The following is a 20,264-nucleotide window of genomic DNA, read 5'->3' on the forward strand; positions in this document are numbered from 1 at the left end:
CTGAGGAGTGATACGGATGCAAGCAAGATTATTATTGGAAGACGGTACATTGTTCACAGGACTTTCGTTCGGTGCAGAAGCACAAATGATGGGCGAGGTTGTATTTAATACTGGAATTACTGGTTATCAAGAAGTTTTGTCCGATCCGTCCTACTGCGGACAAATCGTAACGATGACCTATCCGCTAATCGGCAACTACGGCATTACACGTGATGATTTTGAGTCGATGCGTCCATTTATTCATGGCTTTGTCGTTCGTCGTCATGAAGAAGTGCCAAGCAACTGGCGTGCTCAATATTCACTAGGACAACTTCTTAAAGAATACGGCATCCCGGGCATCAGCGACATCGATACACGTATGCTTACTCGCAAGCTTCGTAACTACGGTACAATGAAAGGCCTAATTACAACAGGCAATGAGCGTGTAGAAGAACTTGCTGAACGTCTTAATATCTCGAAGCTAATGACGGATCAAGTTGCACGCACTTCTACATCTCATGTATTCTCAAGCCCGGGTCAAGGCGAGCGTATCGTACTTGTTGACTTTGGTGCAAAAAGCGGTATTTTGCGCGAGCTTACTAAGCGCGGCTGCGATGTAGTCGTTGTTCCTCACGATACAACAGCAGACCAAATTCGTCGCCTAGCTCCAGACGGCATTCAATTGTCCAATGGCCCTGGGGACCCGCAAGATGCACCTTATGCTGTAAAAATGATTTCTGAGCTGCTCGGCGAATATCCGATCTTCGGAATTTGCTTAGGCCACCAGCTGTTCGCATTAGCTTGCGGAGCAGAAACAACGAAGCTTAAATTCGGACATCGCGGCGGAAACCACCCGGTTAAAGAATTGGCAACTAACCGCTGCTACATTACTTCACAAAACCATGGCTACACGGTGCTTGAAGAATCAGTAGCGAACACGCCGCTTGTAGTAACACATATCAATAACAATGACCGCACGATCGAAGGACTTAAACATAATACATTCCCAGCTTTCTCGGTTCAATATCACCCAGAAGCTGCGCCTGGACCGTATGACTCCAGCTATTTGTTTGATGAGTTCCTAGAAATGATCCGTACGCACAAGAAAAATAACCCACAAAAACCTCGTCAAGCTGTGTTGTCGGAGACGTTGAAAGGAGAGCTTCAGTATGCCCAAAAATAATGAACTCAAAAAAATTCTCGTGATCGGTTCCGGTCCAATTGTCATCGGACAAGCGGCGGAATTCGACTATGCCGGTACTCAAGCCTGCCAAGCGCTCAAAGAAGAGGGCTATGAGGTTGTTCTTATAAACAGTAACCCAGCAACAATCATGACAGACACGAACATGGCTGACAAAGTATACATCGAGCCTATTACTTTAGATTTTGTATCACAAATCATTCGTCAAGAACGTCCAGATGGACTTCTTCCGACGCTTGGCGGCCAGACAGGCCTTAATATGGCGGTTGAGCTTGCACGCGCAGGCGTTCTTGAACGCGAGAATGTAAAATTGCTTGGAACACAACTGACAGCTATTGAGAAAGCGGAGGATCGCGACTTATTCCGTGACCTTATGCGTGAGCTGGAACAGCCAGTACCAGACAGTGACATCGTGACTACAGTAGAAGATGCAGTTAACTTCGCTAACACGATCGGTTACCCAATCATCGTTCGTCCTGCTTATACACTGGGCGGAACAGGCGGCGGTATTTGTGCGAATGAAGAAGAACTGCGCGAAACGGTTGCTTCTGGAATCCGTTATAGCCCGATTAGCCAGTGCTTGATCGAGAAATCGATCGCAGGCATGAAGGAAGTCGAATATGAAGTTATGCGTGATGCGAACGATAACTGTATCGTTGTCTGCAACATGGAAAACTTTGACCCGGTTGGCGTACATACAGGCGATAGCATCGTCGTAGCGCCAAGCCAAACCTTGTCTGATCGCGAGTATCAAATGCTTCGTTCAGCTTCCCTAAAAATTATTCGTGCGCTGAACATCGAGGGCGGCTGTAACGTACAGTTCGCACTTGATCCACAAAGCTATCAATATTATGTCATTGAAGTAAATCCGCGCGTAAGCCGTTCATCGGCACTAGCGTCGAAAGCAACAGGCTACCCAATTGCCAAAATGGCAGCAAAAATCGCTGTCGGCTACACACTCGATGAGCTTGTAAACCCTGTTACAGGACAAACGTATGCTTGCTTCGAGCCAACACTTGATTATATCGTATCGAAAATTCCACGCTGGCCGTTTGATAAATTCGTAAACGCGAACCGTAAACTTGGTACGCAAATGAAAGCAACTGGCGAAGTTATGGCTATCGGCCGTACGTTTGAGGAATCCATTCATAAAGCGGTTCGTTCACTGGAAATTGGCGCTCACCGCATTCACTTGAAAGAAGCTTCTTCTTTAGAAGATGCAGTGCTTCGCGCACGTCTAGAGAAGCCGGATGATGAGCGTATGTTCCTCGTAGCAGAAGCGTTCCGCCGGGGCTATCAGCTTCAAGAAATCCAAGACATTACAAACATCGACTGGTGGTTCCTTGATAAAATTCAGTCTATCGTAGCATTCGAGGATCGTATGCGCAGCGAATCAACGTTGAATCAACAAACGTTGTATGAAGCTAAACGCAAAGGCTTCTCAGATCGCTCTATTGCTGAAATTCGTCAAGAAGGTTTCCCGAATGGCAGTCACACAACGGAAGCTGACGTGCGTGCACTTCGCGAACAGCTTAACTTAAAGCCGGTATACAAAATGGTTGATACATGCGCAGCTGAATTTGAAGCTTCGACACCATATTACTACTCCACTTATGAAGTAGAGAATGAAGTAACAGTTACGGACAAACAGAAGGTTCTAGTCCTTGGCTCTGGACCAATTCGTATCGGTCAAGGCATCGAGTTCGATTACTCGACGGTTCATGCGGTATGGGCAATTCAAAATGCAGGTTATGAAGCTGTTATTATTAATAATAACCCAGAGACGGTTTCAACAGACTTCAGCACTTCGGACAGACTCTACTTTGAGCCATTGTTCTTTGAAGATGTAATGAATGTTATTGAGCAAGAAAATCCGATTGGCGTAATCGTACAATTCGGCGGTCAAACGGCAATCAACCTTGCAGCTCCGCTTTCCAAAGCTGGCGTACGCATTCTAGGCTCCAGCCTTGAGAGCATCGATGCAGCAGAGGATCGCAAGAAATTCGAAGCATTGCTTCGCAGCCTGAACATCGCACAGCCTGACGGCAAAACGGTTATCTCTGTTGATGAAGCGGTAGTTACGGCACAAGGACTTGGTTATCCGGTACTCGTTCGTCCTTCCTATGTACTTGGCGGACGCGCAATGGAAATTGTGTACTCGGACGAAGAATTGCTTAACTATATGGAAGTTGCAGTGAAAATCAACCCTGAGCACCCGGTTCTAATCGACCGTTATATGCTAGGTAAAGAAGCTGAAGTAGACGCAATATGTGATGGCGAGACCGTAGTTATTCCAGGGATTATGGAGCATGTTGAGCGCGCAGGCGTTCACTCAGGCGACTCCATTGCGGTATATCCACCACAATCACTTTCGGAAGAAATTAAACAGCAAATCGTTGACATCACGATTAGCATTACTAAAGCTCTTAACGTAATTGGACTTGTTAACATCCAGTTCGTCATTCACCAAGAAAAAGTATATGTGATAGAAGTTAATCCGCGTTCATCGCGTACCGTACCTTTCCTAAGTAAAGTTACGAATATTCCGATGGCAAACTTAGCTACTAAAGCAATTCTCGGTACGAAGCTTGCTGATCTTGGTTATGTTGAAGGCTTGTGGCCTGAGGATGAATATGTTTCGGTAAAAGTTCCTGTCTTCTCCTTCGCGAAGCTGCGCCGGGTTGACCCAACGCTAACGCCGGAAATGAAATCAACAGGCGAAGTAATGGGCCGCGACGTTCAATATGCGAAAGCCCTTTATAAAGGTCTCATTGGCGCAGGTATGAAAATTCCTACATCAGGCGCTATCATTGCTACAGTTGCGGATAAAGATAAAGAGGAAGCAACAGAGTTGCTTCGCGGATTCTTTAACCTAGGCTACAAAATTATTGCTACAGGCGGAACGGCGAAAGCACTCGAAGAAGCCGGCCTTATCGTTACGACGGTTAATAAGCTTAGCGAAGGCTCGCCGAATATTCTTGATCTAGTACGTGAAGGGCAAGCGCAATTTGTAGTCAATACGTTGACTAAAGGAAAAGCTCCTGAACGTGATGGATTCAGAATTCGTCGTGAAGCGGTTGAGAATGGCGTCGTTTGTATGACATCGCTTGATACAGTTCGTGCATTGCTTGTTATGCTCGAAACGTTGAACTTCTCCTCCCGTTCAATGCCAGTAGCGCTACAAAACAAATAAGCTCTCTGAGCTTAAAAGTACGGCCAGCGTTTATTGCTTCGTTATCTACCTTAAGACGTTAGTCTCAAGGTGGATAGCTTGAAGCAAACGTATGGCCGTTTATTTTGCAAATGAACAGAGAAATGGAGCGATTTCGGATGAAATTGACTAAAGAGCAAGCAGCAGGACGGATTATGGTAGCCCTTGATTATCCAGATGCAGCAGCGGCTGAACGTTTAATTGCCGAACTGCAAGGCATTCCCTGTTTTATGAAGGTGGGCATGCAGTTGTTTTATGCTGCCGGTCCTTCCTTCGTGCAAAGCTTGAAAGAGCGTGGTTACTACGTATTTCTTGATGTGAAAATGCATGATATTCCGAACACAGTCAAAGGCGGCTCTAATAGCGTAACGAAATTGGGAGTTGACATGTTTAACGTCCATGCAGCAGGGGGCAGTGATATGATGGAGGCTGCGCTTGAAGGCGTAGATATTGCATTAACAGGCAGCAGCATTCGCAAGCCAACGGTAATCGCGGTAACCCATTTAACAAGTACGAGCCAGTCGATGCTCAATGAGCAGATCGGTATTAGCGGAACCGTAGAAGCGGCAGTGCTTCGTTATGCAGAGCTTACCAAAAAAGCGGGTTTGGACGGTGTTGTCGCATCACCTTCAGAGGTTGAAGCTATTAAAGCGCTATGCGGCAGCTCTTTCAAAACCGTAACGCCAGGCATTCGTCCCATTGGAGCGGATGTTAATGATCAATCACGCATCATGACGCCAAGTGAGGCGCTGCGCAAAGGAACTGATTATATGGTAATCGGTCGCCCGATTACAGCAGCACCAAGCCCGCGTGCAGCATTAGAATCTATTATTGAGGAGCTGATTTCCTATGAGTAAAATTACTTTAACTGAATTGCCTAATCAAATTGCTAAAAGCCTGCTAGAAATCGAAGCTGTAGCACTTCGCCCTAATGAGCCATTCACATGGACATCAGGCATTAAATCACCAATCTATTGTGACAACCGCCTTACGATGACATACCCGGCGATTCGCGATCTTGTTGCAGAAGGTTTCGCAACGATCATTCGTGAGCGTTATCCGGATGCAGAGGTTATTGCGGGCACTTCAACAGCCGGTATTCCCCATGCAGCTTGGGTTGCACAGAAGCTAAATCTGCCGATGGCTTATATTCGCGATAAGGCGAAAGGTCATGGCAAGCAGAATCAAATCGAGGGCCGTGTTCTACCTGGTCAAAAGGTCGTCGTGATCGAGGATTTGATCTCGACAGGCGGAAGCTCGCTTAAAGCTGGTCTTGCAGTTAGAGAAGCAGGCGCAGAAGTGTTGGCGGTGCTTGCTATATTCACTTACGAATTTGATTCAGCGATTCAAGCCTTTGCATCAGAGCAAATGCCTCTTGTTACATTGTCTAGCTATAGTGCACTTATTCAAACAGCTGTAGAGCTTGGAAAAGTTGCTCCTGAAGATGTAGCTGCTTTGCAAGCTTGGAGACAAGATCCTCAATCGTTTGGAAAATAATTACTGAAATAAAAAAAGCGTGCTCTTTCCATGAGAGCTCGCTTTTTTTGTGACAAAATTGTTCATAATTCGACACTAAAATTTAATTTTTTTTGAAAGGGACTCTTCTTAATAGCTATTTGTCTCCGATAAATAATTATAGAGTATAGTCATGAATTGAGGGGCGGGGTTTTAATGAAATTGTCTTTACGTGTTAGGCTGGTCTTGTTGTCGTTGGTTCCACTTATGTTTTACGCATTTACAGGGATTTATTTGCTCAATGAGCAATGGCGTGTGTTGAATGACATGACAGATCGTATTTATGAAACTTCTAATCAAGTAGACACATTAGTATTAAACGCGGATAGGGATATGTATCAGGCCTATCAAGCTTACTTGAGAGTGGAATCCGGTACTTTGGATCAAGTAAATGCAGACGCTGCTCGAGCGGAGTTAGCCGAAAATATAAAACAAGTTGAAGACAGGGTAGGAGAAGCGCAAGCCATTTTATATGAGAAAGGACTTCAGAACTTAGCAGAAGGAGAAACTGAGCGCAGCATAAACCAAATTTTAATTGAGTTTAAGGCTAATTTTAATTTCTGGTCAGTTGCTGCGGTAAAAGCAGCAGCGGATGGAAAGAACAATTTTCAAAATAAACAGATCGATAATAGCTTCTTAACAAGCCGTACAGGGATTGATGAAATCGGTCAAAATATTAATATTTATGCACAAACCACGATTACTGATATTACAAATGAGCTTAGAAAAACGCAGCTTACTCTCTTAATCTGCATCATTGCGGTTACATTAGTTATATTAATTGCTATGTACTTTACAGTGCGTCATATAATGAAGACAATCAAGAGCGTTGTATTTAAGACACAGCGAGTAGCAGAAGGGGATTTAACGGTTCTTCCGGATCAGAAATACAGCAAGGATGAGCTTGGCCGTATTTCGCAATCGGTGGATCATATGATTGAAGCTACAAAGCAGCTGATTAGCGGTATTGCTAGCAATGCAGCTGAAGTGACCAAGTCAACTGATCAGTTAACGACTGCATCTAAGGAATCTGCAGATGCAGCAGAGCATGTCGCTCAAAATATTCAGGAAGTAGCGAGTGGCTCAGAAGTACAAGCAAGAGGTGCGGAGGAAACTTCTAGAGCGATCGAAGAGATGACGATAGGCATTCAACGAATCGCAGAAAATACAGCCTCAATTGCCGATAAATCATCTTCAACCTCTAAGCAGGCTGAACTTGGTCATGAAGCGCTGCTCCGGTTAATTGATCAAATGAGCGAGGTGACCTCAGTAACTGGAAAACTATCGAATACAATTGAAACGCTTGAGCATCGTTCCAAGGAGATAGGTGCAATTGCCGAGAATATAACAAGTTTTTCAAACCAAACGAATATTTTGTCGCTGAACGCATCAATAGAAGCAGCTCGTGCAGGCGAACACGGCAGAGGTTTTGCGGTCGTTGCAGGAGAGATTCGGAAGCTGGCAGCGGGATCCCTTGCATCTGCTGACGGGATACATCAACTGGTGGACATTACCCGAAGTGAAATCGCAGGAGCCTCGGCTTACATGTCGCAAACGGTTCTGGAAATGGAGCGAGGCAGCGCGCGGGTAGGCGAGGTTCGTCAGAACTTGGATGTCATCGTTGCTTCTATTACACAGATGAGTGAGCAGATTCATGAAAATTCTGCAATTACTCAGCAAATGTCAGCCAGCTCGGAGCAGGTAAGCGCCTCAATGCAGCAAACGGCTGCTACAGCTGCCGTTAATCTGGAGAAGACAGAAAATGTTGCTGCCGCAACGGAAGAACAGCTCGCTTTGATGGATAACATTTCTTCAGCAGCTGTTCATTTAGAGGAAATTGTACGCGATTTGGACCTTGCTATTTCTCATTTCAAGGTGAAGTAAGATAATGTAAAAGCTGTTTTTTATGCGGAGTTTAAGCCTTCGCAAAAAGCAGCTTTTTTTGTTCGAAAAAGGTTTTAAAAAGTTGTTTAAATTTGACGTAACTTTTTGAGCATGTCCTACGTCTATCATGTAAGATGAGAATTATGAAAGTTGGTTGAGGAGGGATCGGAAGCGCTAATGGCCATTCCGCAGGAAGAAGAACAGAAGGTAGAAGAGCAGTTTGAAACGACTGAGGAAAGACGCGATCTGCTTAAAGTTATTGATGTAGAGCGAACGTTCCAAGTTGGAGGAACTCCGCTGCCTGTACTCAAGGGCATCAATATGGAGCTTAAAGAGCGCCAATTAGTCATGCTTAGAGGCAGATCAGGCTCTGGCAAGACGACGCTGCTGAATTGCTTGGGCGGGCTCGATACGCCAAGCAAAGGAGAGATTTTGTTTAACGGTTTGAAGTTTCACAGCATGAGCGATGACCAACGCACTTTAGTTAGGCGAAAGCACATGGGCTTTATATTTCAAGCCTTCGCACTTATGCCGCTATTGTCCGCACGTGAGAATGTGGAGCTGTCTCTTCGGATGGCTGGTGTACCACGAGCGGAATGGAAGGATAGAGTTACGCAATGTCTTGAACTGGTTGGTTTGGAGCGCCGAATGAATCATCGTCCCTTCGAGCTTTCCGGCGGTGAGCAGCAGCGGGTCGCAATTGCTAAGGCGATCGCCCATAAGCCAATGCTGCTGCTTGCTGACGAACCGACGGCAGAGCTTGATACTGGCATGTCAGCTCAAATTATGGCGGTTTTCCAAAATATTATTCGCACTGAACAAGTATCTATTTGTATGACTACACATGATCCTACGATTTTGGAGGTTGCTGACATTGTCTATGAAATGGTGGACGGAAAATTTATTTAAGCGTTCAATGGTTGTTGTATTAAGTGCTTCTTTGGTGCTTTCAAGCGGGTGCTCCTTGCTTCCCGCAGAAGATGAAGAAGAGGTTATTCCTGAGATTGCCCCTGCACAAATATCCAAAAAGCCCGAGTATGAGGTAACGACGACGACATTAGAAACGTCGATACCGCTGATCGGCAAGCTTATCTCTTTGGAAGAAGAGACGATGTTTTTCACATTGGACGGCAAGAATTTGAAAGAGTTGAATGTGAAAGTAGGAACAACTGTAAAAGCCGGTCAAGTGATTGGTCAGCTGGACGTTGATGTACTGGTCAAAAGCTTACGGCAAGAGCGGCTTTCATTTAGGAAAATCGAAAATGAGATGAAAGACACGCTTCGCCAGCGTGATGAAATGGATCCGATTGAATTCGAAGGTAAGCTGATTGCTTTTGAAGAACAGAAGCAGAAGCTAGTCGATATGGAAGAGGAAATCGGGAAAGCGACATTAAAAGCTCCATTTGCCGGAACGATTGTATCGCTTAACGTGCAGAAGGGCGATTTGATTAAAGCCTATGCTCCAATTGCAATTGTAGCCGATACGAGCAAGATTACAGCTGCAGCCAAAATTTCTAAGTCAGAGCTAGAAAAATTAGGCGTTGGCATGGAAGTAACGGCTGATATTACGAGCGTTGGTAAATTTAAAGGCAAGATCAAGCAGCTCCCTTACAAAACGGAGGAACAGAACAACGGCGGCGGCGGTGGTGGTTCTGGCGTAGAGAAACCGGAAAAACCCGAAGACTTCTTAATCGTTGATCTTAAGGATTTGCCTAAAAACTTGAATCGCGGCATGCCGCTTTCGATTAAAGTCATTACGAAGCGCACTGAAAATGCTATTGTTATTCCTCCTTCTACGCTTCGTTCTATTGGATCTCGTACGTACGTGCAGGTCATTGAAGGCGAAGTTAAGCGCGAAGTTGACGTAGAGGTCGGCCAACAAACCTCGACGAATATCGAGATCCTCAAAGGGTTGAAACCGGGGCAGAAAGTTGTAGGTCGATAGCCAATGGGAATTCCGCTGTTTCGTTTTTTGTTCCGCAAAATGTGGAACACGCGCTGGCTAACCTTAAGCACGCTGGCTGGGCTAACTCTGGCGGTTGCATTTGCAACGAGTATCCCTATGTATGCAGATGGTGCACTCAAGAGAGTAGTAGCCGAATCACTGCAACAGAAGAGTACCGGATTACCTGCGGGCTCGCTTCTCATGAGATATCAATCACCTGCTGGCGGGAAAACGGATTTAGCAGCGCTGTCGGAGCTTGAAAAGTATATTAAAGATGGAATACCGAAGGAAATTGGATTTCCATTTGGTACGTATGTAAACAGCTATTCCATTCGCGGTGCAGAGGTCGTTCCTGAGGATTCAAGCAAAGTAGACGCAGGACGAAACCGTCAACTGACGATTATGAACTTGTCAGAACTTGAAAAAAATACAGAGCTGACCCAAGGTAAATGGTTTTCAAACACCGAAGGGGATGGAGACATACTCGAAGCAGTCATGTTCGAGGAAGCAATGTATAGAAATGATGTACATATCGGCGATGTTTTTGAATATCCGATATACGGTGGACTGGATCTGACATTGCGAGTGAAAATTGTCGGAGCAGTCAAACCGCTTACTGATACGAGTTCATACTGGTATCAAGGGATGGAAAGCTTGCTGAACACGTTTCAAATAAGCAAAGCAGCATTCGAAAAGACGCTGTTAGCGAATAAAAAAATACCGCTGCATAATGCAAGCTGGTACTACGCATTTGATTTATCAGAAGTAAAAACGAGTCAATTAACACCGTTAAGCAAGACGCTAGAACGCTTGAATATTGAGCTGTATCAGCGTCTTAAGGACACAAGAGTAGAAATTTCTTTTGCATCCACGCTTACCGAATTTAAGAAACAAAGCCTGCAGCTGCAAACATTGCTGTTTACGCTAGCTGCTCCAATGCTTGCGATGGTGTTTTTCTTCATTGCCATGAATGCAAGGCAGTCACTGGATAAGCAGCGAAGCGACATTGCAGTGCTTCGAAGCAGGGGGGCCGGCACACGGCAAATCATATGGATTTATTTGCTCGAAGGACTACTGCTTGGAGGTATCGCGCTTGGAAGCGGTCCGTTTATAGGTTGGTTCATGGCGAAGAGTATCGGATCAGCCAATGGCTTCCTTTCTTTCGTTAATCGGAAGTCCATACCGGTTGGCTTCTCTACTGAGGCCATTATTGCTGGTGGAGCTGCAGTCTTTCTAGCGCTTATGGCGACCATTATTCCAGCTGTTATTTATGCAAGATCTTCAATCGTTAGTTATAAGCAGGATCTGGCGCGTTCTGATCGCAAGCCAGTTTGGCAGCGTTGGTATCTTGATGTCTTGTTAATTGCCGCTGCTGGTTATGGCTGGTATATGTTCAATGAGCGCCAAATGTTGACATTCAAAACAGGCATGACAACGGATCAATTAAACGTACAGCCATTTTTATTTTTTGTTCCTGCCTTATCAATCTTTGCATTTGGGTTGTTTTTCTTAAGATTATTCCCATGGCTATTGAAGGTGTTTACATGGCTAGGACGCAAATTTTTACCGGTTCCGCTTTATTTGACGCTGACTCAGCTTTCACGTTCATCTAAAGGGTATTACCCTTTGATGATTCTATTGGTGCTGACGCTGGGGCTTGGTGTTTATAACGCATCGGCAGCTAGAACGATTGATTTGAACTCCACGGAACGTACGCTGTATAAATACGGAGCAGACGTAACCATTCAAACGGTATGGGAAGGCTCTCCGGAAATTACCACGACGCCTGGCAACAACGGCGGAAATGGTGGTAACGGCGGCAGTGGAGGCAATGGCGGCGGTTCTGGCGGCGGTGGAAACGGCGGAAATGGAGGAGGAGGCAACGGCGGTGGTTCAGGCGGCGGAGGCGGTGGCGGTCAAACCATACCTTCAAAGATGTTGTTCAGTGAACCGCCATTTGAGCTATTCCGTTCCCTTGAAGGCGTAGAAGCGGCTGCTCGTGTACTACAGACGAAGGGCAGCGTGGTCATTTCAGGCAAATCGATTGGTCAAGGAACCGTAATGGGAATTGATAATGTCGACTTTGCCAAGGTCGGCTGGTTCCGCAATGATTTGTACCCAGTTCATCCGAATTATTATTTAAATAACTTGGGTAAATATGAGCATGCGGCACTTATTCCTTCGAAAGTAGCAGAGAAATATCAATTAAAAATCGGAGATCCCGTGTCAGTTGGATTCGCCGAAGGTAAAGTGGATTTTATGGTCGTTGGCATTTTGCCTTATTGGCCTAGCCAATATCCGGATAAATCTCCGTTTATTATCACGAATTTAGATTATATTTATGACCAGCTTCCGCTTATTCCTTATGAGGTTTGGCTGAAGATGAAGCCTGATGCTAAAGTAGCTCCGATCGTTGAAGCGCTGCAAAAGGCTGGGGTGGAGATAGCAGCTATTAAAGATGTGAGAAGCGAGCTAATCATTCAATCGAAGCTTCCAACTAGAGGCGGCGTATTCGGAATATTGAGCTTAGGTTTCCTTGTTTCGGTCATCATCACATTAGCTGGCTACGTACTATTCTGGTTCTTCAATCTCTCAGGGCGCGTTGTCCAATTCGGGGTATTGCGGGCGATGGGATTATCGCGAAGACAGCTTACAGGGATGCTGCTTCTGGAGCAGCTATTTACAGCAGGACTTGCGATTGGACTTGGCGTGTTAATAGGTAAAGGAGTGAGCTTGCTCTTTCTTCCATTCTTGCAAACGACAGAAAACGTTGCAGAAACAGTACCGCCTTTCCGAGTCATATTCGAGTCTAGCGATACGAACCAATTGTTCATAGTTGTCGGATTTATGATGCTGACCGGCGCATTGCTCCTCTTCCTGCACATACGCAGGCTTAGAGTGCATCAAGCGGTCAAGATGGGAGAAGAACGATGACAACAGCGATGATCGATTGCGAAGGTCTAGTGAAAATTTACAAGACAGACGATCTAGAGGTCGTTGCCCTGCAAGGCTTGAACCTAAAAGTAAACGAAGGCGAGCTAATGGCTATCATCGGCAACAGCGGCAGCGGGAAATCGACGCTTCTGAATACGCTGGGCGGTCTTGACCGCCCTTCAGCCGGCCAGGTGCATGTAGGTCCATGGGATCTTCTGAAGATTTCCGAAGAGGATCTAGTGAAATACAAGAGGGAGACGGTAGGATTTATTTGGCAAAATAATGCCAGAAACCTGCTGCCTTATCTTACTGCCCTCGAAAATGTAGAAATGCCGATGATGCTTTCGGGGAAGGTTGATCGCGCATATGCGAAGCAGCTGCTTGAATGGGTTGGTTTGAAGGAGCGAATGCATAACAAGCTCCATCAATTGTCAGGCGGTGAGCAGCAAAGGGTTGCCATTGCCATTTCATTGTCGAATCGCCCGAAGCTTCTGCTTGCGGATGAACCGACAGGTTCGGTTGATACGGCTACCTCCGATTTGATTATGGGTATTTTCCGCAGGTTGAATCGCGAGATCGGTATTACCATCGTCATTGTAACGCATGACTTGACGCTTGCAGGCAAGGTAGACCGAGTGGTTGCCATTCGCGATGGCTTGACGAGCACCGAGTTTATTAAACGCAATCCGAATATTAATCTTGATGGAGGTGAGGCAGAGCTTCCAGCTGTTAGCAGCGGACTGCAGTCTGTGCATGAAGCCTATGTCGTGGTAGATCGCGTTGGACGTTTACAAGTGCCTAAGGAATATTTATCTGCTCTTAATATTAAAGACAAAGCAACGATGGAATTTGACGGCGAGCGGATTATTATTACTCCGCCTAAATCACTAGGGGGTTAAAACCAAATGAATAATAAAAGATTGTCAGGCAAGCGAATTCGCAAATTTACTTTAGTATCGTTAACACTTACCCTGCTTATTGGCCTGCTTGCAGCGTGCAGCAGCGGCTCAGACAGCTCTACAGAAAAACGGGTTTTACGTATTGGCGTGCTTTATGGCGGTGCGGATAATGAGCCGTATTTCCGTCAGCAATACACGGATATGTATGAAATGTCTCATCCTAACATTGAGTTCCAAATCGTAGGCGCAATCAACTATGATGATCAACGCTTTGAACAGCAAGATCCTGCAAAGCCAACAAAGCAGCCAGATCCGTATGAAAAAATGAAAGAAATGCTAACTGGATCAAATCCAGTCGATGTGGTTGTTCTGGATTACAATATGCTTCGTCGGATGACACAAGACAACTTGCTGCAACCGCTGGATCCGCTAGTAGCACAAGATAAATTCGACTTGTCGGATTATGTTCCAACTGTTGTTGAAGGCATTAAAGCTGCTGGTGACGGCGGATTGTATGCATTGACGCCAACGTTCAACTCTTCTGCACTTTACTACAACAAAAAAATGTTTACTGAAGCTGGTGTAACTCCTCCGACAAACAAAATGGAGTGGACTGAAGTTCTTAACCTGGCACGTCAAGTCGCTAAAGGTGAAGGCGTGGACCGTAAATTTGGATTCTCTTTCAATCGTTGGTCCAATGACGGCTTTAGCAATGCGCAGTCTTATAGCCAAGCATTGCAGCTAAAAATGTGGGATGACAAAGGCGAGAAAATGCTCGTCAATAGCGATCAGTGGGAAAATGTATGGAGCACTGTTGCATCGCTGTATCAAGAAGAAGTGATTCCTACACAAGAATTTATGAATAAAATGTATGAAAAGCAAAATTCCGAAGGCGGCAATGACCCATTCTATGGTGATTTGTTCATCAAAGGCAAAATTGCGATGACGATCGGTGATTATGGTTATATCAATGAGCTTAAGAGAGCTTCGGACAACGCTTCGAAAATTAAAGATTTTGAAGCTGTTGATTGGGACGTTGTGACAGTTCCCGTTTCTCCAAGCGATCCAGAAGTAGGCAGCAGTATTTCATTGAGCCAGTTGATGGGTATTAACAACAAAGCTCAAAACGATAAAGACGCTTGGGATTTCATCAAGTTCTCCAATAGCAAGGAATGGGCTAAGCTGAAATCAAGAAGTCTATATGAAATGGTTGCACGTAAGGAATTTTTGACGCCAATCGGCGGTTTGCAATACAATATTGACGCATTTACTTCACTTAAGCCAATGCCGGCTGTAGATACGGACAAAATCTTCCGTGAGAAACCAGGCGTATGGGAAGCTCAACAACCTGGCTATGAATTGTTCCAGGCTGTAATCGAGAAGAAAAAATCTGCTCGTGAAGCGCTAGCTGAGTGGGAAACACGTGGAAACGCGGTTTTGGAAAAAATTAAAAACAATCCAACTGGAGAAGGCAACGGCGGCGGAGTCGAAATTATGCCAATGCCAAGATAATTTGAAATAAGAAAGAAGCCCGTAATCGACCTCTGCGTCGTTTGCGGGCTTTTTCCTTAATATTTGTCTAACCTCGTAATAGAAAGGACTGGTAAGCGGTCCAAGAGCCGTTCTCGGTCTGATACATCAGGTGTATGCGATCAATTCTCGAAGTAAGATCAATGGACTGCATGCGCAGATTTCCGAATAAATCATGCAGCTCATCAGCTGAGATTTCTTGCCCTATCGTGACATGTGGCGTGAAAACATATTTGGGCTCGACAATGGCCAGCGGACCGCTGCATACGCTCTCCTGGAGCTTCTGCATGGAAACGGTGTCTTCAAGCGCTAAATAGAGCACATGACTTACAGGGAAAAAAGTAGATACACGGTTCAAATGGATAGAGAAAGCAGGCAGCTTAGATGTTGTTTGCTCTAAATGAGCGACTGCAAGCTGCAATTCATCGTCTGACCAATCTTCTGCGTATCGTACTGTCAAATGAGCAGGCACAGCTGTGTAATGCGGATCATGGCGTCTTCGCCAGCTATTAGCGAAGTCCTGTACATGCTTTTCGGGGAAAACAACAATTCCATATAACATGGTCTTCAGCTCCTTCGAAATGACCTATTTTGAGTATACCCCATTTGCATGTATGATCCCAATTTTGGGGTATTCTAATGTATACAGCTTTTATTGGAGTGATAAGCATCAGCTTCTCCAATAAGATAGTGGAGGGATGACATGAGATGGGTATATTGGGTTCGCCTATATGAAACCAAATTTCAAGCGGGTTGTTTGGTTAGGAGAATGGAGAATGACGGTTGGATGTATGGCTATGAAACTCCGCATGAGGTAGAGGTATTTCGATCCCGAAAAGGGCGATACGGAGTGAGGTTTATACCATAAAAAATAAAAAGAAAATAAATTAGAATATTTTGCTTGACTTAAAACACACCTATATAGTATATTATTTTATGTCGCCAATTCAACTGGCTTTGCTCAAATGGATATACGTCGCGGGGTGGAGCAGCCCGGTAGCTCGTCGGGCTCATAACCCGAAGGCCGCAGGTTCAAATCCTGCCCCCGCAACCAACCTTTCGATGAATACGTTGAAATATACGTTTTTCGAGGGCCCTTAGCTCAGTTGGTTAGAGCGGTCGGCTCATAACCGATTGGTCGGGGGTTCGAGTCCCTCAGGGCCCACCATAAGCAAAACCTTTACAACATGCCGGGGTGGCGGAACTGGCAGACGCACAGGACTTAAAATCCTGCGGTGGGTGACCACCGTACGGGTTCGATTCCCGTCCTCGGCATACCTCGAAGACATTGACGAGTCAATGGTTTTCACGAAGTACATAAGATGTACAAACGATAAAAGAACCTCCTTTATAGAATCTGACTTGTCAGTTCTAAGCAAAGGAGGTTTTTTTATCGTTAGGTACTTAATATCTAGCAATTTAATTTAATATGTTAATTTCTAAAGCTGTTAAGTAAATTATAGGCTGGCAGTAATTAATTTATAGCAGCTTGTCTCGCAGCATTATGGGCTAACCTATGGAGTGTATTGTTTTTCTTGTGCTTGCTTATGTATTTTATTTGTATGTGAACGTTGGGATACATATTATTTAAATGATGTAGAACTGCCAATATTTCATCTCTAGCATCTTTATAGTGTGAATGAGAAAAATAATCTTTTGATAAAATGTTTGCGATTTGACTGCAATCAGTATAGATAATAGCGAACTTCGGCTCATACTCCGTCAGCGCACTTGCAAGTATTTCTAGACTGTAACGAACAGCAAGCAATTCACCGTAATTGGAACCTTCAATATATTCCATCATAATTTTTTTGGCGGTAACGCGTATTGTTCTATTGAAGACAAAACAACAAGCAGCTCCATGATTATTTTGCGCAACGAAACCGGAGTAGTCACAATACAAACAAATCATACTCTTGTTCACAATGTTTTGTCTTAAACGGGGATTGGCATATGCTCTTTTTATTAGCAATTCTGTTGTAGTATCCACAAAATCTATCCTCCAGATTATATTCCTTCTTTCATTATTTTAATCATCGTCAAAAAAGAGATGGGTTAGTCTTCAAACGGGAATGCCTCGAAATATTTTTTACTTTAAGGATAGGCGAATGGATTAAGGTATACATCGGAGCTGATAAGCGTAAGTTTTAATAGGAATGTGTCTGAATAAGGGAGTAACATTAATGATGTAATACTGGAGGGGACTCGGCATGAACGCAGGTTTTTGGATTCGATTAGGAGCTTCGTTGCTGGATGGCATTATTATTGGCATTCCATTAGCCATTATTTCATTATTATTTACAGGAGGTAATGAAGGTAGAGATTATTTTACAGATGTGGTCTCATTCCTTTACTCGTTACTGGTTCCGGTATTTTGGAGCGGCTATACCATTGGGAAAAGGATATGCGGCGTACAGATTAGAAAGCTGGATGGCTCACCTCCAGGTATAGGCACCATGTTATTGCGTAATGTTGTCGGTGGACTCGTTTATGGATTAACATTAGGTATTGCTGTGATCGTCAGCGCCTTTATGGTCGGTTTACGAGAGGACAAAAGAGCGATTCATGATTTTATAGCAGGAACAGAAGTGGTGCATTCTGATTAAGCTGTCTTATGAGCTCGTTGCGATATCATGCAGCGGGCTTTTTTTATTATATTTTTGGCATTTGCCACGAGATTTAATGCGGGAACTTTTTTTGCTTTCTCTATTTTGAATGAAGTAAACTAAGAGTTGTATTGAAATACCTGAGCAATAAGGGAAGTTGGTGGATGGTTGATGCAGCACAAGAACGAGGAGAATTCACTTAAGCTAAGCGCGCGTCGACTCTATGCGGAGATATTCTCTTTAAAGGACACGCTTTACAATGATCTTCTACATCGGTTTAAGGATGATGTTTCACTCACGGAAAAAGCGGAGCAGTGGAAAACCGGCATAATGGCAGCTGCGATCTCTACAGCGCTCTACAGCTCTTCTCTGGGCGGAAACAAGGAGTTTCCTTATGTCTATTCCTATTTGAAAATAAAGCTTAAAACGTATCATTCTGAAGGGGAGGCAGCGATAGAGGACTGTATGTCTGTCATTTCAGGCTTATTAAATGAAGCTGATTACCAGCCTGATTCATTCTCCGAAGGAATCGCTTTATGGCTTTATTTTAGTATTCAAGGAAAAGAGTCGTTTGTAGAAGAAGAGACGGTTCCATATTTGCTTACTGGACAATATATTAATCAAGTTTTTTATAATTGGTTTGATAAGCAGAGCTAATAAAGGCTGCTTATTCAACAAACGATTGCGTTTGAAGGGGATATTAATGATTATGAATACATTAGCAAATGATTGGGCGCAGAAATTGCAAAGTGAGCTTGAAGCGCCTTACATGCAAGAACTTTTTGCCATATTGGCAGAGAAATATAAAACGGCCACGGTTTATCCGGAAGCAGAAAATATATACAATGCACTTCATCATACATCCTATGAGCAGACGAAAGTGGTCATTTTAGGACAAGACCCTTATCATGGACCAAAGCAGGCGCATGGGCTTAGCTTCTCCGTGCAGCCAGGATTAAAGGTACCTCCTTCATTAAAAAACATTTACAAAGAGCTGGAGTCGGATGTAGGGGCCACTGTGCCTGACCATGGAAGCTTGCTTTCATGGGCTAAGCAAGGAGTGCTGCTTCTTAATACAGTGCTTACGGTGGAGGATGGCAATCCTAATTCCCATCAAGGGATAGGGTGGGAGCAATTTACCGATCAGATTATTGCCGCTCTAAACGATAGGGAGAAGCCCGTGGTATTTATACTTTGGGGCAAGAATGCAGAAGCGAAAGCGAAGCATATTAATGGGGACAAGCATCATTTAATTATTTCACCGCATCCGAGCCCATTTGCAGCTCGCAAAGGTTTTTTTGGAAGCAAACCATTTTCCAGGACAAATCGTTTCCTAGAATCGATTGGAAGCGAGCCGATTGACTGGTCGATTCCGATGCTGAATGAGCTTGAAAGCAAATAAAAAAAAGACTTCTCAACTGTCTGATGGTTATAAGACAGGTAGAGAAGTCTTTTTTGTTCTAATTGATGATGATCGCTTTGCCTGTTGATGATTCACTTGATCCCGTAGATTGCGAGGATTGGGTGAGTACTGGCTTTAGCTTAGCATCAATATAAGTGGAGGCGGATACGTCTGTAATAACTTGAGGATACATTTTATCAGGATCAGGCATGACCAATTCTACATTGATGAAAGCTTGATCTCCTTCGAAAGCAATAGAAGTAATACGGAAACCATAACCGGGATGTCCGACTTGAGTGCTTACGGTTACTTTATTGACTTGCGGGTTTACCGCCTCAATTGAAAGCTTCAGGTCGAGGCTCGGTTGCTCAGGCTTAGTTGGAATTGGAGCCGTCTCCTTTACAAATGTAATGGCGTCATAAAGCCAGCCTGCTGCTTCACCGCGCAAAATAGCTTTTTTAGGATAAAACTTGTTCGCACTATCCAATGTGACGATTTTGCTTATGAGAAGCTTTTGAATGCTGTCCATATAGGTTTTGTTCACATCAGCCGCATCTTCCAACTGCATGAAAATTTCAATAAAGGCGTAATCGCCTTTCGTCATCATAGCTTTAAACAAATGATGAGCAAATTGCTCGCGGGTCATGATGTCGTTAGCTTTGACCGTTTTTGGAATTTCTAGACCATTAATGCTCGCGATGATAAAAGCTTGCGAATACCAAGCGTTGTCTTTTATGTTTGTAAAATAGTCGCTTGCTTTAGGTTCTTTAATGAAGCGGATGTGGTTGATATTAATATCTAGCCCTTTAACGATCAAAGAAACGCCTTCGGCATAAGTGAGCTTGCCCTTAGGATTAAACTTGTCATGTTTATCTCCGCTTATAATGCCCATCTTCTTAAGCTCGTTAATTTTAGACTCGTTTACGTCATTTTTAACGTCCTTGAATGCCCATACGGATTGTCCAAGAGTGAAGAGCATCATTGCAACCAGTGTCATTGTCAGTATCAATCGTCTTTTCATACGGTCACCTCTTCTTTTATTTGCTGCAGCACTTACTTGACGTCGTTAAAAGACAAATTGTTGCAATTATTATACAATCATTATGACCGATTCCACTTTTGTGGAGACATCGCGATGAGAGTGGAGAGTCAGAAAAA

General features: G+C 44.3%; 16 protein-coding genes and 3 tRNA genes. 16 read left to right on the top strand and 3 right to left on the bottom strand.

Going from position 1 to position 20,264, the window contains the following annotated elements; all coding sequences use genetic code 11:
* Window positions 1–16: 16 nt before the first annotated feature.
* The 10 genes from carA to ACIFSR_RS25190 all read left to right on the top strand — a co-directional run bounded on the left by carA (window position 17) and on the right by ACIFSR_RS25190 (window position 15,080).
* A complete protein-coding gene (carA, locus tag ACIFSR_RS25145; RefSeq protein WP_339208742.1) occupies window positions 17–1,162 on the top strand; it encodes a glutamine-hydrolyzing carbamoyl-phosphate synthase small subunit in 1,146 nt (381 codons plus the stop codon).
* The gene (gene carB / locus ACIFSR_RS25150; RefSeq protein ID WP_430060849.1) at window positions 1,149–4,373 is read left to right on the top strand and encodes a carbamoyl-phosphate synthase large subunit; all 3,225 of its coding nucleotides are present in this window, start codon (window positions 1,149–1,151) and stop codon (window positions 4,371–4,373) included. Before carA ends, carB begins: the two co-directional genes overlap by 14 nt.
* 137 nt (window positions 4,374–4,510) lie before the next feature.
* Window positions 4,511–5,248, top strand: coding sequence for an orotidine-5'-phosphate decarboxylase (gene pyrF, locus ACIFSR_RS25155; RefSeq protein ID WP_430060851.1), 738 nt, complete (start codon window positions 4,511–4,513; stop codon window positions 5,246–5,248).
* The gene (gene pyrE / locus ACIFSR_RS25160) at window positions 5,241–5,888 is read left to right on the top strand and encodes an orotate phosphoribosyltransferase (protein ID WP_430060853.1); all 648 of its coding nucleotides are present in this window, start codon (window positions 5,241–5,243) and stop codon (window positions 5,886–5,888) included. Before pyrF ends, pyrE begins: the two co-directional genes overlap by 8 nt.
* Before the next feature lie 174 nt (window positions 5,889–6,062).
* Window positions 6,063–7,790, top strand: a complete 1,728-nt coding sequence (locus ACIFSR_RS25165) for a methyl-accepting chemotaxis protein (protein ID WP_430060855.1) — start codon at window positions 6,063–6,065, stop codon at window positions 7,788–7,790.
* A 177-nt stretch (window positions 7,791–7,967) separates the two neighbouring features.
* Window positions 7,968–8,699, top strand: a complete 732-nt coding sequence (locus ACIFSR_RS25170; protein ID WP_430060857.1) for an ABC transporter ATP-binding protein — start codon at window positions 7,968–7,970, stop codon at window positions 8,697–8,699.
* Complete coding sequence (locus ACIFSR_RS25175; protein WP_339209586.1) at window positions 8,671–9,735, top strand: efflux RND transporter periplasmic adaptor subunit; 1,065 nt, start codon at window positions 8,671–8,673, stop codon at window positions 9,733–9,735. The genes ACIFSR_RS25170 and ACIFSR_RS25175 overlap by 29 nt, the downstream gene beginning before the upstream one ends.
* Before the next feature lie 3 nt (window positions 9,736–9,738).
* Complete coding sequence (locus ACIFSR_RS25180; RefSeq protein ID WP_339208750.1) at window positions 9,739–12,669, top strand: ABC transporter permease; 2,931 nt, start codon at window positions 9,739–9,741, stop codon at window positions 12,667–12,669.
* Between the two features lie 8 nt (window positions 12,670–12,677).
* On the top strand, window positions 12,678–13,568 hold the full coding sequence (locus ACIFSR_RS25185) for an ABC transporter ATP-binding protein (RefSeq protein WP_076268354.1): 891 nt from the start codon (window positions 12,678–12,680) through the stop codon (window positions 13,566–13,568).
* Between the two features lie 6 nt (window positions 13,569–13,574).
* A complete protein-coding gene (locus ACIFSR_RS25190; protein ID WP_430060859.1) occupies window positions 13,575–15,080 on the top strand; it encodes an ABC transporter substrate-binding protein in 1,506 nt (501 codons plus the stop codon).
* A 67-nt stretch (window positions 15,081–15,147) separates the two neighbouring features.
* Here the strand turns inward: ACIFSR_RS25190 and ACIFSR_RS25195 are convergent, their stop codons facing one another.
* The gene (locus ACIFSR_RS25195) at window positions 15,148–15,660 is read right to left on the bottom strand and encodes a 2'-5' RNA ligase family protein (RefSeq protein ID WP_339208753.1); all 513 of its coding nucleotides are present in this window, start codon (window positions 15,658–15,660) and stop codon (window positions 15,148–15,150) included.
* Between the two features lie 415 nt (window positions 15,661–16,075).
* On the opposite strand from ACIFSR_RS25195, the gene ACIFSR_RS25200 reads away from it, so the two are divergent.
* The 3 genes from ACIFSR_RS25200 to ACIFSR_RS25210 all read left to right on the top strand — a co-directional run bounded on the left by ACIFSR_RS25200 (window position 16,076) and on the right by ACIFSR_RS25210 (window position 16,373).
* Window positions 16,076–16,152, top strand: a tRNA-Met gene (locus ACIFSR_RS25200).
* A gap of 37 nt (window positions 16,153–16,189) precedes the next feature.
* Window positions 16,190–16,266: transfer RNA gene (locus tag ACIFSR_RS25205), tRNA-Ile, on the top strand.
* Window positions 16,267–16,287: 21 nt separating this feature from the next.
* Window positions 16,288–16,373: transfer RNA gene (locus ACIFSR_RS25210), tRNA-Leu, on the top strand.
* A gap of 199 nt (window positions 16,374–16,572) precedes the next feature.
* Here the strand turns inward: ACIFSR_RS25210 and ACIFSR_RS25215 are convergent.
* Window positions 16,573–17,088 carry an RNase H family protein gene (locus tag ACIFSR_RS25215; protein ID WP_430060861.1) on the bottom strand — a complete coding sequence of 172 codons (516 nt, stop codon included), beginning with the start codon at window positions 17,086–17,088 and terminating at the stop codon, window positions 16,573–16,575.
* Between the two features lie 220 nt (window positions 17,089–17,308).
* Between ACIFSR_RS25215 and ACIFSR_RS25220 the strand changes: the two genes are divergently transcribed.
* From ACIFSR_RS25220 to ACIFSR_RS25230, 3 genes are all read left to right on the top strand, one after another.
* Window positions 17,309–17,704, top strand: coding sequence for an RDD family protein (locus tag ACIFSR_RS25220; RefSeq protein WP_339208756.1), 396 nt, complete (start codon window positions 17,309–17,311; stop codon window positions 17,702–17,704).
* Between the two features lie 171 nt (window positions 17,705–17,875).
* Window positions 17,876–18,361, top strand: a complete 486-nt coding sequence (locus ACIFSR_RS25225; protein ID WP_430060863.1) for a hypothetical protein — start codon at window positions 17,876–17,878, stop codon at window positions 18,359–18,361.
* Window positions 18,362–18,413: 52 nt separating this feature from the next.
* The gene (locus ACIFSR_RS25230) at window positions 18,414–19,106 is read left to right on the top strand and encodes a uracil-DNA glycosylase (protein ID WP_430060865.1); all 693 of its coding nucleotides are present in this window, start codon (window positions 18,414–18,416) and stop codon (window positions 19,104–19,106) included.
* A 58-nt stretch (window positions 19,107–19,164) separates the two neighbouring features.
* On the opposite strand, the gene ACIFSR_RS25235 is transcribed toward ACIFSR_RS25230, so the two are convergent.
* Complete coding sequence (locus ACIFSR_RS25235; RefSeq protein WP_430060867.1) at window positions 19,165–20,127, bottom strand: S-layer homology domain-containing protein; 963 nt, start codon at window positions 20,125–20,127, stop codon at window positions 19,165–19,167.
* Window positions 20,128–20,264 lie beyond the last annotated feature (137 nt).

This window comes from Paenibacillus sp. NRS-1760 (assembly GCF_050467785.1).
GTDB lineage: Bacteria > Bacillota > Bacilli > Paenibacillales > Paenibacillaceae > Pristimantibacillus.